At 68.0% G+C, this 16743-nt stretch carries 16 protein-coding genes; 8 read left to right on the forward strand and 8 right to left on the reverse strand.

What is annotated here, in order from left to right; all coding sequences use genetic code 11:
- Positions 1–969, reverse strand: coding sequence for a phytanoyl-CoA dioxygenase family protein (locus FVD38_RS23250; protein WP_147936984.1), 969 nt, complete (start codon positions 967–969; stop codon positions 1–3).
- Positions 970–1111: 142 nt separating this feature from the next.
- Positions 1112–2032: a polyphosphate kinase 2 gene (ppk2, locus tag FVD38_RS23255; RefSeq protein ID WP_147936985.1), complete on the reverse strand. Its 921-nt coding sequence runs from the start codon at positions 2030–2032 to the stop codon at positions 1112–1114.
- Positions 2033–2079: 47 nt separating this feature from the next.
- Here ppk2 and FVD38_RS23260 point away from each other — a divergent pair, with 47 nt between their 5' ends.
- The 4 genes from FVD38_RS23260 to htpX all read left to right on the forward strand — a co-directional run bounded on the left by FVD38_RS23260 (position 2080) and on the right by htpX (position 5397).
- Positions 2080–2367: an AraC family transcriptional regulator gene (locus FVD38_RS23260; RefSeq protein WP_147937000.1), complete on the forward strand. Its 288-nt coding sequence runs from the start codon at positions 2080–2082 to the stop codon at positions 2365–2367.
- The gene (locus FVD38_RS23265) at positions 2364–2747 is read left to right on the forward strand and encodes a hypothetical protein (protein ID WP_123068098.1); all 384 of its coding nucleotides are present in this window, start codon (positions 2364–2366) and stop codon (positions 2745–2747) included. Before FVD38_RS23260 ends, FVD38_RS23265 begins: the two co-directional genes overlap by 4 nt.
- A 135-nt stretch (positions 2748–2882) precedes the next feature.
- Positions 2883–4484, forward strand: a complete 1602-nt coding sequence (locus tag FVD38_RS23270) for a TerC family protein (protein ID WP_147936986.1) — start codon at positions 2883–2885, stop codon at positions 4482–4484.
- A gap of 37 nt (positions 4485–4521) precedes the next feature.
- Positions 4522–5397 (forward strand): protease HtpX, encoded by an 876-nt coding sequence (gene htpX / locus FVD38_RS23275; RefSeq protein ID WP_147936987.1) that lies wholly within the window; start codon positions 4522–4524, stop codon positions 5395–5397.
- Between the two features lie 5 nt (positions 5398–5402).
- On the opposite strand, the gene FVD38_RS23280 is transcribed toward htpX, so the two are convergent.
- The 5 genes from FVD38_RS23280 to FVD38_RS23300 all read right to left on the reverse strand — a co-directional run bounded on the left by FVD38_RS23280 (position 5403) and on the right by FVD38_RS23300 (position 10492).
- Positions 5403–6023 (reverse strand): TadE/TadG family type IV pilus assembly protein, encoded by a 621-nt coding sequence (locus FVD38_RS23280; RefSeq protein WP_147936988.1) that lies wholly within the window; start codon positions 6021–6023, stop codon positions 5403–5405.
- A complete protein-coding gene (locus tag FVD38_RS23285) occupies positions 6010–6486 on the reverse strand; it encodes a TadE/TadG family type IV pilus assembly protein (RefSeq protein ID WP_187271683.1) in 477 nt (158 codons plus the stop codon). Before FVD38_RS23285 ends, FVD38_RS23280 begins: the two co-directional genes overlap by 14 nt.
- A complete protein-coding gene (locus FVD38_RS23290; protein ID WP_147936990.1) occupies positions 6483–7997 on the reverse strand; it encodes a pilus assembly protein TadG-related protein in 1515 nt (504 codons plus the stop codon). The genes FVD38_RS23285 and FVD38_RS23290 overlap by 4 nt, the downstream gene beginning before the upstream one ends.
- Before the next feature lie 72 nt (positions 7998–8069).
- Positions 8070–9116 carry an Lnb N-terminal periplasmic domain-containing protein gene (locus FVD38_RS23295; protein ID WP_147936991.1) on the reverse strand — a complete coding sequence of 349 codons (1047 nt, stop codon included), beginning with the start codon at positions 9114–9116 and terminating at the stop codon, positions 8070–8072.
- Positions 9113–10492 carry a nucleobase:cation symporter-2 family protein gene (locus FVD38_RS23300; RefSeq protein ID WP_147936992.1) on the reverse strand — a complete coding sequence of 460 codons (1380 nt, stop codon included), beginning with the start codon at positions 10490–10492 and terminating at the stop codon, positions 9113–9115. The genes FVD38_RS23295 and FVD38_RS23300 overlap by 4 nt, the downstream gene beginning before the upstream one ends.
- 97 nt (positions 10493–10589) lie before the next feature.
- On the opposite strand from FVD38_RS23300, the gene FVD38_RS23305 reads away from it, so the two are divergent.
- Positions 10590–11963, forward strand: a complete 1374-nt coding sequence (locus FVD38_RS23305) for an MBL fold metallo-hydrolase (RefSeq protein ID WP_147936993.1) — start codon at positions 10590–10592, stop codon at positions 11961–11963.
- Here FVD38_RS23305 and FVD38_RS23310 read toward each other — a convergent pair.
- Positions 11957–12661 (reverse strand): lipid-binding SYLF domain-containing protein, encoded by a 705-nt coding sequence (locus FVD38_RS23310; protein ID WP_147936994.1) that lies wholly within the window; start codon positions 12659–12661, stop codon positions 11957–11959. The two genes, FVD38_RS23305 and FVD38_RS23310, sit on opposite strands and share 7 nt — an antisense overlap.
- 217 nt (positions 12662–12878) lie before the next feature.
- On the opposite strand from FVD38_RS23310, the gene FVD38_RS23315 reads away from it, so the two are divergent.
- From FVD38_RS23315 to FVD38_RS23325, 3 genes are all read left to right on the forward strand, one after another.
- Positions 12879–13736 carry a Na+-dependent transporter gene (locus FVD38_RS23315; RefSeq protein WP_147936995.1) on the forward strand — a complete coding sequence of 286 codons (858 nt, stop codon included), beginning with the start codon at positions 12879–12881 and terminating at the stop codon, positions 13734–13736.
- Positions 13737–13746: 10 nt separating this feature from the next.
- Positions 13747–14691: an HAD family hydrolase gene (locus tag FVD38_RS23320; RefSeq protein ID WP_187271684.1), complete on the forward strand. Its 945-nt coding sequence runs from the start codon at positions 13747–13749 to the stop codon at positions 14689–14691.
- The coding region (locus FVD38_RS23325) for an autotransporter (protein WP_147936996.1) at positions 14688–16743 on the forward strand (2056 nt) is incomplete at its 3' end. The genes FVD38_RS23320 and FVD38_RS23325, both read left to right, overlap by 4 nt.

Raw genomic sequence — 16743 nt, forward strand, 5'->3', positions numbered from 1 at the left:
TCAGATCCACTGTGCTTGATGGTCGATGGTGTCGGGCAGGTAGGTCAGGTATTGCACCATGCGCGGCAGCTTGCCGCGATTGGGTGTGGCGCAATGGGGCAGGGCCTGGTGCCACAGGGTGAAGTCGCCAGCCTGGCCCGGTACCGGGATCGGCTCCAGGTCGCGCAGCGCCCAGTCGCGCGGATGGACGCCTGCCGGCACCCGCGCCAGCCATTCCGGCAGACGCCGGTGAAAGCCGGGAACGCAGTGGAAGGCGCCATCGAGCGGCCCGCAATCGCCGAGGTAGAGCAATCCCTGCAGCCGGAACGGCATCGGCAGGGACAGGCTCGCATCCCAGTGCAGGGGGCTGCCCTGGAAGCGCGAGCCGCCGTCCTCGGGTGGATTGAAGCTGACCTTGTCGATGGACGGGTAGATCGCCGTGCTGCCGTACAGGTGTTCGCAGACGCGGCGCACCAGCGGCGCGGCGCGGTTGGCCGCCAGCGCCGGGTGGTCATAGAAGTCGAGCATCATGCCGCGCTTGCCGGGATGCTCGCGATACCAGGAGCCGGGATCGTCGGCGCTGGCGCCGAGGAAGTCCCAGATCGCCTGGCACGCCGCCTCGCACTGCTTGCGCGGGACGACGCCCGGCAGCACGAGATAGCCATGGCGGTCCCAGAATGCGCGCTGGGCCTCCGACAGCGCGCCATCCTCGATGCAAGCCGCCGCATCCGGGACGGCCGGCTGCGGCCGGCCGGTTGCCAGCAGCCAGGTCTCGAACACCTGCCGGTTCGGGCGTTCGCCATACAGGAATTGTAGCGCTGTCTCGATCGAGATGCCGCGCCGGTACAGGGCCCGCACCTGGCGTTGCCAGTCCGGTCCGCTGGCGGGGCCGCCCATGCCGACGCTGTGCTGCCGCAAGGCTTCGAGCGCTGCATCGTCGTCGTCCAGCCGCGTAGGGAGATCTGTCTCAGGATGTTCTTGCAAGGTCATCGGTCAAGTCCAGGAGGCCGGCGTGATGGGATCGCCACGCGGCAAACCGATCTGAAGCTTAGCAAAAAGAACAGTTCCTGGACAGAAATTCGTCGCTCCGCTTCTCTGACCGACCACAGGCCGGCTGCGCGCCGGCCGTGGACTAGAACACTTCCGGCACGATAATCTCGGGCGGCACCGGCCGCCGCACATAATCGTCGTGATATTCACGTTCCGGCAGCGCGATCACCGGGCGCTCGACCTCGACGTAGGGCATCTGCTGCAGCAGGTGATGGATGCAATTCAGGCGCGCACGCTTCTTGTCCACCCCTTGGACCACCCACCAGCGCGCTTCGGGAATATGGGTCCGCTCGAGCATGATTTCCTTGGCCCGCGTGTATTCTTCCCAGCGCCGGCGCGATTCCAGGTCCATCGGGCTCAGTTTCCACTGCTTGAGCGGATCGTGGATGCGGCTCAGGAAGCGCGCGTTCTGTTCCTCGTCCGAAATCGAGAACCAGTATTTGATCAGCTGGATGCCCGAGCGCACCAGCATGCGTTCGAATTCCGGCACCGTCTGGAAGAATTCCTCGTACTGGGCGTCGGTGCAGAAGCCCATCACGCGCTCGACGCCGGCGCGGTTGTACCAGCTGCGGTCGAACAGCACGATCTCGCCCGCCGCCGGCAGGTGCGAGACGTAGCGCTGGAAGTACCACTGGGTGCGCTCGCGGTCGTTCGGCGCCGGCAGCGCGGCCACCCGGCACACGCGTGGATTGAGGCGCTGGGCGATGCGCTTGATGACGCCGCCCTTGCCGGCGGCGTCGCGGCCTTCGAACAGGATCACGACCTTGTGGCCGGTGTGCACGACCCAGTCCTGCAGCTTGACCAGCTCGGCCTGCAGACGGAACAGCTCATGGAAATACTGGCGACGGGCTTCCTTCTCCTGCTCGCTGCGGGTAGGCGAGGGCAGCAGCGTTTCGGGATCGAGGTCGCGGTCGTCGAGTTCCATTTCGAGCTCTTCGTCGTAGCTGTCGGTAAGGTCGCGCTGCACGCGCTGGGAAAGGTCGGTAGCCTGGACGGTGGACATGGTGTCATCCTTTGAAAAAAGAAATCCGCCGAGTGCAGCGTCGACGGATGAATGACCGTTTCGTGTACAACCGCACCGGGAAACCGTCCCAGTCTAGCGCCGGGACATGTCACCTGTATGACAAGGCGCATCGTTCAAGGTGCCATGGGTGCCGTTGCCAGCCGCACTGCCACGTGACCGTCGTGGCTGCGCTGGTGGGCTACGCCGACCAGGGCTATTTCACGCGGCGTTTCCGGCTGGCGGTGGGGGTGACGCCGGCGCGCTATGCGCGGCAGGGCGGAGCTGGGCGAACGCATGCTATACTGACGCCGTTCCGACTCTCGCTGCGTATATGAGACGATTTTTCGTCATCTGCCTGACCCTGCTGCTCCCCCTGAATATGTTTGCCCTGGCCATGGCCGCATCCGCGATGCAGCCGGCCGGCGCGACGGAACACGTCACACCCTCCGAAGTCCTCATCCATACTGCTGCGCTCGAAACCGATGCGGCGGTGCCCCTGTTCGCCGATGCCTACCTGTCGGGCGGTTACGATTGCCAGGCCGGCTGCGAGATCGATCCCGACGAACCGCCAGCCGGCGCCGACGTCCACGACTCCGTCTACGAAGACCTCGGCCTGCAAGTGGACGGCGCCCCGGGAGGCGCGATCGCGCCCCCGGCGCCGCCACGCGCCAATCACTCCTCGTTTCCACCGCTAAAACCCCCGCGCATGGCCTGAGGGCCTGTTTCGCCGCCTGCGCGGCGCCCCCTGGCCGATCACGATCCCCGCATCGCGGCGCACGTCACCCGACTGCGCCGCCGTGCCCGCGATCGCGGCCGCGACACACATTTAGCAAAATAACGAGGTAATACCATGGAATGGCTATTCGACCCGGCAATCTGGGCGGGTCTGCTCACACTCGTTGTCCTGGAAATCGTCCTGGGCATCGACAACCTGATCTTCATCGCGATCCTGGCCGACAAGCTGCCCCCGCACCAGCGCGACAAGGCGCGCCTGATCGGCCTGACCCTGGCCATGCTGATGCGCCTGGGCCTGCTGACCATCGTGTCCTGGCTGGTGACACTCACCACGCCGCTGTTCGCGCTGGGACCATGGTCGCCCTCCGGGCGCGACCTGATCCTGCTGCTGGGCGGCGTGTTCCTGCTGTTCAAGGCCACCGTCGAGCTGCACGAACGCCTGGAAGGCGTGACCCACGTCCACACCCAGTCGAAGGTGTATGCCAGCTTCGGCGCCGTAATCGTGCAGATCGTGGTGCTGGACGCCGTATTCTCGCTCGACGCCGTGATCACCGCGGTCGGCATGGTCGATGAGCTGGGCGTCATGATGGCGGCCGTGATCATCTCGATCGGTGTCATGATCCTGGCGTCCAAGCCGCTGACCCGCTTCGTTAACGCACATCCGACCGTGGTCGTGCTGTGCCTGAGTTTCCTCTTGATGATCGGCCTGTCGCTGGTGGCCGAGGGCCTGGGCTTCCACATCCCGAAAGGTTATCTGTACGCGGCGATCGGCTTCTCGATCCTGATCGAAGCCCTGAACCAGTTCGCGCGCCGTAACTTCCTCAAGAACGAGGCGCGCATGCCGCTGCGCGACCGCACCGCAGACACCGTGCTGCGCCTGATGGGCGGCAAGCGGCGCCAGGATGCCGAGCCGGATGCCCACGACGAGGAGCAGGAAGAAGCACAGGCCTTCGGCGTCGAGGAGCGCAATATGGTCAGCGGCGTGCTGACCCTGGCCGACCGCTCGATCCGTTCGATCATGACGCCGCGTTCCGAGATGTCCTGGGTCAACCTCGACGACGAGGCCGACGACATCCTGCGCCAGCTGCAGGAGTCGCCGCACAGCCGGATGCCGGTCGGCCGTGGCCAGCTCGACAACCTGGTCGGCATCGCCCGCACCAAGGACCTGATCAGCCAGCTGGTGCTGCAGGCGCGCATCGACGACGGCGTCGTCGACGGCGATGGCCCTAATGGTCCCAATGGTCCCAATGGTCCAATACGGAAGCCGATCCTGCTGCCCGATACCGCCGGCGTCCTCAAGGCCATGGACACGCTCAAGCGCGCCCACGGCCAGCTGGTGCTGGTGACCGACGAATTCGGCATCGTCCAGGGCCTCTTGACCCCGGTCGACATCCTGGAGGCGATCGCCGGTGAATTCCCCGACGAGGATGAGCAGCTGGCGATCCAGCCGAAGGGACCCGGCGAGTGGGAAGTCATCGGCACGGCCGACCTGCACCAGCTGGAGCAGGTGCTGGAGACCGAGGGCCTGGTGAGCGTCGACGACGACTACACCTCGCTGGCCGGCTTCCTGCTGGCGCGCTTCGAGAGCATGCCGGAGCCGGGCCAGGAGATCGAGATCGACGGCCTGCGCTACCGCATCCTGAGCGTGGAAGAGCGCCGCATCGCCAAGGTGCTGGTCCAGCGCATCGTGGCCGACGACGCCGAACAGGCCGCCTGAACCCATTTTTTACCGCAACCGTACCAAGAAGGACATCATGAAACGTACTCTTTTGTTTATCGCGACTAACCTGGGCATCATGCTGGTGCTGGGCATCACCGCCAGCCTGCTGGGCGTGAACCGCTTCCTCACCTCGAACGGCCTTGATCTGACCAAGCTGCTGATGTTCGCCGGCCTGATGGGCTTTGGCGGCGCCTTCATCTCGCTGCTGCTGTCGAAACCGATCGCCAAGTGGTCGACCAAGGCGCGTGTGATCACCCAGCCGTCCAATTCGACCGAACAGTGGTTGCTCAACACGGTGGCGGCCCAGGCCCAGCGCGCCGGCATCGGCATGCCCGAGGTGGCGATCTATGAGGGCGAGCCGAACGCCTTCGCTACCGGCGCCACCAAGAACTCGTCGCTGGTCGCGGTGTCGACCGGCTTGCTGCAGTCGATGACCGAGCAGGAAGTCGAGGCCGTCCTGGCCCACGAGGTAGCCCACATCGCCAACGGCGACATGGTCACGCTGACCCTGATCCAGGGCGTGGTCAACACCTTCGTGATCTTCATCGCGCGCATCGTCGGCTACTTCGTGGACGGCATGCTGCGCAAGAATGACGAAGAGAACACCGCTCCCGGTATCGGCTACATGGTCACCGTGATCGTGTGCGAGATCGTGTTCGGCATCCTGGCCAGCATCATCGTGGCCTGGTTCTCACGCCAGCGCGAGTTCCGCGCCGACTGCGGCGCCGCCAACATCATGGGCCAGTCGCAGCCGATGGTCGCGGCCCTGCGCCGCCTGGGCGGCATGGCCGAAGGCGAGCTGCCGAAGAATATGAGCGCATTCGGAATTTCGGGCAAGGGCGGCGCGATGGCGCTGTTCTCGAGCCATCCGCCGATCGAAGAGCGGATCGCCGCCCTGCAGGCGCGCTGAGCCTTTCAGGGGCAGGGGCAGGGGGATTCGCCGGGCTGGTAGCCGAACGATTCCACCGGCACGATCGTGGTCGCCCGGTGCAGTGGCACGCGCAGGTCGACGAACGGCAGCATCATGCGCGAGCGCACCAGCGGGCACTCGCCGGCGCCGTCGTCTGCGGTGCCGCAGACGCGGACCTGGACGAAGCGGATGCAGTTCGCGGCATTCGGATTGGTCATGCAGACCTGCCGGTTGCGGGCGGCGGAGTTGGGGATCGAACCCGGGGCGACCGGCGCCAGGCTCAGTTTATCGTCGTCCGGGTCGCGGGTCAGGGCCAGGTAGTCGATGCGCAGGCGGGTGTCGGACACCGGCGGCGCCAGCGGCAGTTCGCCGGGACCGGTGCGAAACAGCGCCGCGTACTTGAGCCGGGCGATGCCGGCGCTGTCGGTCGGGTACACGTGCGCCGCGCTCGAGGCGGCGCGGCGCGTCACTTCCTGCAGCGTGCCGTAGACGTACAGCATGCGCGCGACCTCGATGAGGCCGAACAGGATCGTGAAGAAGATCCACGCCAGCAGCGCGAACTCGACCGCGGCGGTACCGCGCTGGGCGCGATGGGGATGCCGCCTGGATGGATCACTTGCCGACATAAGGCGTCACCGCGTTGACCTCGATCGGCAAGCCCCACGGGCCGAGGTAGGTATGGAAGATGGGGTCGTGCATATAGAACATGATCGAAACCTTGACCGTGCGCGGCACCGTGCCCGCCCGGAAACCGCAGCTGTTGCTATCGCACAGCACGTCAGCGTCGCGCAGTTCTTCGCCCGGCGCCAGCTCACCCAGCTCTCTTCGTGCGATCTCGAGCGCGACCTCCTTGGCCTGGACGGCGAGGGCGGGCGCGCGCATCTCGACGACCGGTACCATGGACATATAGCGCGACGCGTCTTGCGCCGCCTTCTGCGCAACCGTGTAATGCCACATATAGCGCGCGCAAAAGATCATGGGCGCCAGCGCGAGGGCCAGGCAGGGCAGCAGCACGGCGAATTCCACGGCGGCGGAGCCGCGCTGGCGGCGTCCTGGGGCGCATCCGCGCCAGGCAAGTCTGAGGTTCATGGATAGAGCTCCACTGCGCTGGGGATCGATTGCTCGGACGCTACTCCGGCGAATTCGGCAATGAGGGTATTGCTGGTGGCCGGCACGGTCATGAAGAATTTTCCGACACCGAGCACGGTGGCCGCGACGTTGGCGCCGGTCGGCGCTGCGCTCGCGCATGACAGCAGCGGTACGTACAGCACCCGCCGCAGCGGGCTCGCGTATTTCAGGCGCGTGCCCGCAGGTGACGTCACGGTGGGCGGATTCATGGTGTTGAACGGATTGTAGGGGGTGTACTGGCCCGTGCCGGGATAGTTGCTGGAGGAGATGCCGGTCCGGTACAGATTGGGCCAATCGGCGGTGGAGAACGGCGTGTAGCCGCCGGACGGCTCGGGAACCCCGGCAGTGTAGGAAGAGAACTTGACCGCCTTGGCGTACGACCACAGCGGCCCGAAAGCGCCGGCGTCGGCGGGGGGCGGGCCGCTGGCGGGAGGAGGCAGGTCGGCCACGGTCTCGAGCCGGCCGCGTTCGTCGGTGGTCAGGGCGGCGGCAAGGCCGGTGGCCGGAGACATCCACGGCGCGCCGCCCACGGTGTCGTAGGTGTAGGCCCGGATATTGGTATCGGGCGGTGCGCCGATGGGGAAGCACAGGTCCTGGCCGAAGTCGTCGAAGCGCGAGTTGAGCTGGGTGGCGAGGTTGGCAAGCGGGGCCGTCTGCGCCAGCGCCGAGACCCGGATCGGGCCGCCCGTCAGGCGCGGCATCCAGAGGGAGGAGGTGCACACGAAAGGCCCCAGGATTGTCGGATTGAGCGAGGTGCTCGACATGCCAGGCGGAACGACCGGATTGATCATGTAGCGCGCCGCCGTGGTGCCGCGCGGGTTGAGCTGCATCAGGTCGTAGCTGACGCCGCGCCGGAAACCGTGCTCGACCAGTTCATCGGCGCTGACCCCGGTATTGACACGCGCGCTGGCGCGGGTTTCCGACATCGCGCAGATGGCGAGCGGCAGCGCGCTGATGCCGCTGCGTCCGGCGATCGCCGTGTCGGCCACTTCCACGGTGGCCAGGCTGTCCGAGAGGACGCGCATGAAGATGGTGCTGATGCCGGCCGACACCGCGCCGAGCTGGGCGGTATCCACCTTCGCGTAGAAGTGGGCAGCGCCGTCGCCGGCGCCTTCGGCGCCCACCCAGCTGCCGCCGTGCGCCGGCGTGGTGCCGAAGCTGAGCGCGGCATCGTTCCATACGATCGCGGTGCTGTAGCGGTAGATGAAGCGCTCGGCGGCTTCGCGCGCACGGGTTCTGGCGGCCGTGATGCCGCTGCTCTTGCCGTTGAGTTCCTTGGCGGCGGCCAGCGCCGCGGCCTTGGCCATGCCGCTCAGCTCGACCTTGCGGTTGTAGACCATGCCCATGTCCAGCGCCAGGCCGGCGAATGCCACCACCAGCACCAGCAACGGCACGAACATGATGGCGAAGGCGCCGCCCTGGGGTGCCGGTCCAGGCTGGCGCTGCCGTGGCGGATGTCGACCCGATACCATTGCGTTTCCTTATCGATTCCTGGCAGCGTTGCAGGAGCAAATCGAACCTGAGTCGATTCTATCGATGAGGGGTTAGCGCCTATTGATCTTCAACAGTTGATCGGGAACAGTTGGTGCGGCGATGCCCGGCACGCCGGCCCGGATCGCCTGCGAAAAGTCGTGCGCATTGGTATCGGAAGCTTGCGCGCGTGCATTGATGTGACCACGAGCGCGCAAGACCGCGTAGGGCAGGCCCGGGGTGAGCGCGCCCTGGTCGTAGGCGTATTCGGCGAAGTGCCCCGACGCCAGCAGGCGGTAGTCGAGCGGCAGGGCGGGATCGATCTGGCGCGCCAGTTCGAACAGGATCGTGGTGCAGTTGCTGGTCAGGGTATTGTAGAACTCCGGCTGGCGCCGCAGCCGCTCGGCGCGCGCCAGGTAGTCCAGCAACACCGAACGCAGCTGCGCGGGTGTCGCCCGCAGCCGGTACAGATAGACTTGTTCGCCGCGCGCATTGCTGCGCGTGCGGATCAGGTCGCGCTCGTCGGACGCGACGATCACCTGCTCGAACTTGCGGAAGAACCCGCCGATGGCGGAAAATTCCTCGTTTCGCTCCTTGCGGATCTCGAGCGAGAACACCAGTCGTTGGCCGTCGCTGAAGCCGAACGACACCAGGGTGTGGGCGATGTGCGGCCCCATCCAGTAGGACAAGACCAGGTCGGCCGACTCGAGCCGGGACAGGTCGTAGCGCCGGGTTTCCCAACGCGGCGTGTAGTCGGTCTCGGTGCGCCACTCGAAGGCGCGTACATTGCGCAGCTCCAGGCGGTCACCGTCGACCGACGACTCGAGCAGGCGCGCGACGTCGTCAGCCCACGGCCGATCGTGGGACGGCGCGAGCGACTGCCACCATCCCAGCATTGCAAGCGCTGCCAGCGCGCCCGCCAGCAGCAGCCGGCGCTCGTGGCGCCAGCCGGGCGCGCGCGCCAATACCTGCGCCATGGCCAGGCCGAGCAGGGTCCAGGCGCCGCCGATGGCCAGCGCAAGCGCCGGCGCCAGCTGGAACCACAGCGCAAGTGCGCCCCACGCCGTCACCGCCACGACCGGCAGCACCAGCAAGCCCCTGACCAGCCGCTTCCAGTTCATTGCGCTTCTTTCGGGCCCGCCGGCTGCTCGGGCAGGAACCAGTTCAGCAGCAGCGCGCACAGGCCGCCGGTGGCCACGCCCGATTCGAGCACGTTGCGCACCGCGGCGGGCATATGGGCCAGGAATTCGGGCACCTGGGACACGCCCAGCCCCAGCGCCAGCGATACCGCGATCACCAGCAGCGCGCGGCGGTCGAGCGTGACGCTGGCCAGGATGTTGATGCCGGCCGCGGCAACGGCGCCGAACATCACCATGGCGGCGCCGCCCAGCACCGGCTCCGGCACCGCCTGGATCACGCCCGCGACGGCGGGAAACAGGCCCAGGATCACCAGGAACAGGGCGATCCACATGCCGACGTGACGGCTGGCGATGCCGGTCAACTGGATCACGCCGTTGTTCTGGGCGAAGATCGAGCTGGGGAAGGTGTTGAAGATGCCGGCCAGCAGGGAGTTGGCGCCGTTGACCAACACGCCGCCCTTGATGCGCTGCATCCACAGCGGCCCCTCGACCGGCTGGCGCGATACTTTGCTGGTGGCCGTCACGTCGCCGATCGCCTCCAGCGAGGTGACCAGGTAGATCACGATCATCGGGATGAACAGCGACCACGAGAAGCCCAGGCCGAAATGGAGGGGCGTGGGCACCTGGAACAGCGGCGCCTCGTGCATGCCGCTGAAGTCGAGGCGCCCCATCCAGCCGGCCAGCGCGTAGCCGACGGCGAGGGCGATGATGATGGCGGCGCTGCGCATCCAGACCACCGGCACCCGGTTCAGGATCACGATGATGGCCAGCACCACGCCGGAAAGCAGCAGGTTCTCGCCGTTGGCGAAGCTGCCATTGGCCATGGCCGCATAGCCGCCGCCCATGCTGATCAGGCCGACCTTGATCAGGGTAAGGCCGATCATCAGCACCACGATGCCGGTGACCAGCGGCGTGATCAGGCGTTTGACGAAGGGCAGCACGCGCGAGACGCCCATTTCGATGAAGGAGCCAGCCACCACGACGCCGAAGATCGCCGCCATCACCGCCTCGACCGGCGTGCCCTGCTTGACCATCAGGGCGCCGCCGGCGATCAGCGGGCCGACGAAGTTGAAGCTGGTGCCCTGCACGATCAGGAGGCCCGCACCGAACGGGCCGAAGCGGCGGCATTGCACGAAGGTGGCGATGCCGGAGATCACCAGCGACATCGAGACGATCAGGTTGGTGTCGCGGCTCGATACCCCCAGCGCCTGGCAGATCAGGAGGCCCGGCGTGACGATGGGGACGATGATGGCCAGCAGGTGCTGCAGGGCGGCCAGCATGCCGAGCAGGGGCGGTGGACGGTCGTCGAGTCCGAGGATCAGTTCCGTGTGAGTCTGCTGGGAGTGCGATGTCGACATGGGATGCGGCCGGGCAAAGACGCGATTCTACAGCCAGACGGGCCGCGGCAGGCGGCCGGCGTGTAGAATCCGGCCTTTCACGGGGAGGGCACAGGACATGACGGAGTTGACGATATCGAGGATCCTGCATGCGGGGTATGTCTTCGAATGCGGGGGCAACCGTATCGCCTTCGATACCATCTTCGAGAATCCCTTCAGCCGCAACTGCCACGCCTTCCCCGACGTGCGCTTCGACCTGGATGCCATCCGGCGCCAGCGTTTTGACGCTGTCTTCATCTCGCACTTCCACGACGACCACTGCTCGCTCGACAGCCTCGACCTGCTGGAGCGCGCCACGCCGATCTACCTGTATTGCCAGTTCGAGGCGCTGTTCGACATGCTGCGCCAGCTGGGATTCACGAACGTCCATGCGCTGGCGCTGGACCGCGCGGTCGAGGTGGGCCCGTTCACCGTCATCCCGCGCGAGGCGATGGATATCGACGTCGATTCGATGTTCCAGGTGCGCGCGGCCGGCATGAACGTGCTGAACGTGGTCGACTCCTGGATCGACGACGACACGCTGGCCAAGCTGGTCGCGCAGGGACCGTGGGACATGGTGCTGTGGCCGTTCCAGACGATGCGCGAGCTCGAGGTGCTGGCGCCGTCGCGCCACGCCGCCGCGCCGCCCGGCCTGCCTGAAGAATGGATAGACCAGCTGCGGGCATTGGCGCCGCGCTATATCGTGCCAAGCTCCTGCCAGTTCCAGCAGGAGCCGTGGTCCTGGTATAACCGCGCCTTCTTCCCGATCTCCTACGACCGCTTCGGGCAGGAGGTGGGCGCGGCCTTGCCGGAGGCGCAGGTGGTGCGCCTGAATCCCTCGGTGTCGATGCGGCTCGATGCCGCCGGCCTGCACCCGGCGGCGCCGCTGGACTGGGTCATTCCGGTGGGCGAGCAGGACGTCGACTACGTCTACGAAGGCAATGCGGCGCCGCCGTCGACTGGCGAGATCGCCCGCCATTTCGCACCCCTGACGCCGGAGGAACAGGCAATCGTGACGGATTACTGCCTGCACGGGCTGGCCGAACGCTACGGCGCGACCGAGGCAGGCTCGGACTACTTCGAGCGGCCGCGCATCTGGCGCCTGTCGGTGTTCGACCACGCGGGCGAGGCGCGCGACTATCGCTACCGCCTCGACGGTGAGCGCGCGGCCCTGCTTGACCCTGATGCTGATGCTGATGCTGATGCCGATGCCGGCCCGCTCGGCTGGACTACGGAGGTGCCGGCCGCCAAGCTGCATGCGGCGCTGACGCTCGGAGAATCGCTGACCTCGATGTATGTGCGCATCAACGGCGCCGTATTCGATCCCGGGACCGAGCAAGCGCTGCAAGACGCCGAGTTGGTCGACGACCCCTTGATCCGCTGCCTGTTCGGCGACACCTTCGGCGCCTATCAGGCGGCCCAGCTGCGCCGCCTGCTGGCGCGCCCCTACTGATCGCCAGCGTCGCCGTTGACCGCGCCGGACGCGACTCGGGCCAGCGTCTGGCCTTGGGGATTGCTGACGCTGCGTGTGACCAGGATCTCGACCGGCGTCGCCCCCGCGCCGTAATAGGCATGGTTGCGGCCGTCGTCGACCGAGATCACGGTGCCATCCAGGTTCAGGCCGCCGTACAGGCCTTTCGAGCGCGTGTACACCACCATGTCGGCATTGAGCGGCGCGCCGGTGCCGGCGCCGACCGGGCCGGCGGCGACGCTCACGTCGGCGCCCAGCTTGAACGTGGTCGACAGCAGTGAATTGAGGCCTTTCTCGGTCATCACCAGGGCCACCATCTCGGACGCCTGGGCGCCGGCCTGCAGCCCGATGGAGCCGGCCGCGATGCGGTAGAAGGCCGGGCCGGCCCAGGCATCGCCCTTGCGCGCGATGAGGACCGCCGAGCCGCCCGAGCCGCCCACGATGAAGCCGGCCTGCACGATGTCGGGACTGATCAGGACCGCCTTGGCGTGGCCGACGTGTTCGCGGAACCAGCCCATGTCGGGATCGCGCACGAAGTTGTTCAGGGTGGCCTGGGCGGCGTCGACCCGGGCCTGGGTCTCGTCGCGGGTGGGCTGGCCGGCGCAGGCGGCCAGCGCCAGCGTGGCGCCCAGGATGGTCGGCATCAGCAAGCGTCTCGTGTTGCCTGGTTGTGCCTTCATGGTGACCTCATAGGGAAGTGGATGGGGGCAATTCGATGCAGGCGCCCGCTGCGGGCTGTCACAGCCTAACGCCGCCCTCGACACCGGCGCTATTGGACTTTCGTCCAACACGTTTATTCCTTGGGACCATGGTCCAATGCCGCCGCGCGCTCGCCGCGGCTAACATCGGTGGACGGTCGGCGCGCTGGTGGACGGGTGGCGGCTGGGGAGACCATACATGGACATGTTGCACGAACTGGTGGCGCTGGCACTGCACGGGAGCCTGCTGCTGCTGGCGCTGAGCATCGGCCTGGACATCGCCAGGGGTGACGGCCTGTACGTGCTGCGCCGTCCGCGCTTGCTGCTGCGCGCGCTGCTGGCGGTGGTGGTCGTGGTGCCGCTGGTGGCGGCGCTGCTGGTAGCGCTGCTGCCGCTGAAGGAATCGGTCGAGATCGCGATCGTGCTGATGGCGGTGTCGCCCCTGCCGCCGGTCGCACTGCCCAGGGAAATCCGGTCTGGCGGGCGCAAGCCCTACGCCTATGGCCTGCTGGTGGCGGTCGGCGTGCTGTCGATCGTGACGGTGCCGGCGGCAGTGGCGATCCTGGCCTGGCTGTTCGACGCCCGTGCCTCGGTGTCGCCGCTGGCAGTGGCGCAACTGGTGTTCGTCTCGCTGTTCGTGCCGCTGGGGTTGGGCCTGGGCCTGCGCGCGCTGGCGCCCGGCCCGGCGGCGCACGCCGCGCCGGTGGTCGGCAATGTCGCCGTCGGCTTGCTGGCGCTGGCCTGCCTGCCGGTGCTGGTGACATCGGCGCCCGAACTGGCGCGCCTGGTTGGCGACGGTACGGTGCTGGTGATCCTGGCCGTGGTGCTGGCGGGCCTGGTGGCCGGTCACCTGCTGGGAGGGCCGGAGCCGCACGACCGGGTCGCGCTGGCGCTGTCGAGCGCGACGCGCCATCCCGGCATTGCGATGCTGGTCGCCAGCGCCAACTCGCTGGGCGACGAGGTGCGGGCGACGGTCCTGCTGTTCGTTATCGTCGGCCTGATGGCGGCCGTCCCCTATCAACTATGGCTGCGGCGGCACATGCTGGTGCCGCGCTGAGGAGACGACGATGATACCGGTGCTGCCATCCTGGACCGACGGCCCCGCGCGCGGCGAGATCGTCGACTTCGTGCGGCGCGTGACCGACGAAGACTCCAGCGCCCACGTGCCGCCGGCGGGCCGGATCGCCGTGTTCGACAACGACGGCACGCTGTGGTGCGAAAAGCCCGGCCCGATCCAGTCCGAATTCCTGTTCCGCCAGCTGGCGCGCATGGCCGGGCGCGAGCCAAAGCTGGCCGAGCGCCAGCCGTGGAAGGCGGTGGTGGAACGCGACTACGCCTGGCTGGGCGCCGCGATCGAGAAGCACTACCGGGGCGACGACGCCGACCTGCATTCGATGGTGGATGGCCTGCTGCAGTGCTATGTGGGCCTCACGACAGACGCGTTCGCGCGCGCGGCGGGCGACTTCCTGCGCAGCGGCCGCCATCCGCAACTCGGCCGTCCCTATCTTGCCTGCACCTATGCGCCGATGACCGAGCTGCTGCGCTACCTGGCCGGCCACGGCTTCACCAACTGCATCGCCAGCGGCGGCACGCGCGACTTCATGCGCACCGTGACCGAGGAGGTGTACGGGATCCCGCCCGAGAACGTGGTCGGCAGCTCGGTCGCGCTCGAGTACCGCGAGGACGTGGGCGATATCGTCCATACCGCCGCGGTCGAGGTGTTCGACGACGGGCCGATGAAGCCGGTGCGCATCTGGAGCCGGCTCGGACGGCGACCCATCTTCGCCGCCGGGAACGCCAACGGCGATATCCAGATGCTCGATTATTGCGCGCGCGGACCGGGCGCGTCGATGTGCCTGCTGATCCATCACGACGATGCCGAGCGCGAATACGCCTACACCGGAGGCGCCGAGGAAGCCTTGATGCGCGCGGCGCGCGATGGCTGGACCGTGGCCGGCATGGCAGGCGCCTGGCGCACCGTGTTTGCGCCGGCCGCGGGAGCGCTGCAATGAGGCCCGGCGCGCTTCTGTTGCTGGCGGTGGTGCTGGCAGCCGGCGTGTCGTGCGCTGCGCAAGGCCCGCAGGAAAATCTACAGGAAAACCCGCAGGCGCTCCAGGGCGATGCCACGCCGGAAGCCGCGCCCTGGCCGCGCCAGGTGCGCGCTGGCGCCACCACCCTGACCATGTACCAGCCCCAGCTCGACGCCTGGGATGGCGCGCGGCTGCAGGCGCGCGCCGCCGTCGGCGCCAGCGCCGGCAAGCCGCCGCGCACCCGCTATGGCGTTGTCACGCTGGAGGCCGATACCCAGGTCGACAAGGTTACCCGCAGCGTGACCCTGGTCAGGGCCCGTATCGTGCAGTCAGAGTTTCCCTCCGCCTCCGCCGCCGACAAGAGCGCATGGGAGGCGGCAATCCGCGCCGAACTCGAAGGCCGTTCACGCACGATTGAACTCGATCGCCTGGAGGCAGACCTGGAGGTGCTCGGTGCTGGCCGCGCGGGCGCCCGGCAGGCGCTGCGCAACACGCCCCCGCGCTTCGTATTTTCCACCGTGCCGGCGCTCCTGGTGAGCATCGACGGCGCGCCGGTCTACCGCCGCCTGGCCGAGTCGCCGCTCGAGCGCGTGATCAACACCCGTCCGCTGCTGCTGCGCGACGCGCGCGGCGTGCACTACCTCAAGATCTTCGACGGCTGGATGAGCGCGCCGGCCCTGGACGGCCGTTGGAGCGTGCTGGCCGCGCCCGGCGCCGACCTCGAACGGGCCTGGCGCCAGGTGTCGGACGCGCACCTGGCCGATCCGCTCACCGGCCAGGCGGGGCCGGACGATCCGGCGCCGCGCCTGGCCGCCGGGGCGCCGGCGATTTACGTCGCCACCGCGCCGACCGAGCTGGTGGTGACCGACGGCGCCCCGAGCTACGTCCCGATCGCCGGCACCCGCCTGCTGTATGTCGACAACACCACCGGCAATATGTTCAAGTCGACAAGCGACAACCGCAGCTATGTGCTGGCCTCGGGCCGCTGGTTCCGCGCCGCCGACGAGGGCGGTCCCTGGGAGTACGTGGCGCCATCCGCGCTGCCGCCCGATTTCGCGGCGATTCCGGACGACAGCCCCAAGGAAAACGTGAAGGCCTCGGTGGCCGGCACCGCCCAGGCGCGCGAGGCGGCGATCGCGGCGGCCATTCCGCAGACGGCGACGGTGCAGGTCGCGCAGACCACCTTGCCGGCGCCGGTGTTCGACGGCGCGCCCCAGTTCAGGCCGATCGCCGGGACCTCGCTGCGCTACATCGTCAATACCGCCACCACCATCATCGAGGCCGGGCCGGCCAGCTACTACGCGGTGCAGGACGGCGTCTGGTTCAGCGCCAGCGCGCCCGCCGGTCCCTACCGGGTGGCCACCAGCGTGCCGGCGGAGATCTATGCGATTCCGCCCGAGTCGCCGCTGTACTTCGTGACCGCGGTGCGCATCTATGGCGTCGAGGACGGCAGCGTGACGGTCGGCTATACCCCGGCCTACCAGGGCACGCTGGTCGATCCCGGCAGCGGGGTCGTGGTCTATGGCACCGGCTATGCCTACCAGCCCTGGATGGGCAGCTACTGGTATGGCACGCCCGTCACCTATGGCTATGGCACGTCGGTGGCCTACACGCCCTGGACCGGCTGGGCGGTGGCCTTCGGCCTGGGCTGGGCCTGGGGCGCGGCCACCTCGTCCTGCGGCTGGGGCTGGGGCGCCTATCCCTACTGGGGCGCCTGGGCCGCGCCGGCATGGGGAGGCGCGGCCTATGGCGCCCGCGGCGGCGCCGTCGCCTGGGGGGCGCGTGGCTGGGCCGGCTACACGGGCAATATCTATTCGCAGTGGGGCAATCGCGCCAGCGTGGGCCGCGCCGCGGGCGGCTTCGATGCCTGGAGCGGCAACGCCTGGGCCAGCCGGGTCGGTTCTTCGTATAACTCGCGCACCGGCGTGGCGTCCGCCGGCCAGCGCAGCGCGGTGCGCAATGTCTACACCGGTGAGTTCGCGGCCGGCGCGCGCGGCGCGGCCCCGGGGCCGCGCGGCGCGGTGGCCGCTGGCC

This window comes from Massilia arenae (genome assembly GCF_008014745.1).
GTDB lineage: Bacteria > Pseudomonadota > Gammaproteobacteria > Burkholderiales > Burkholderiaceae_D > Telluria > Telluria arenae.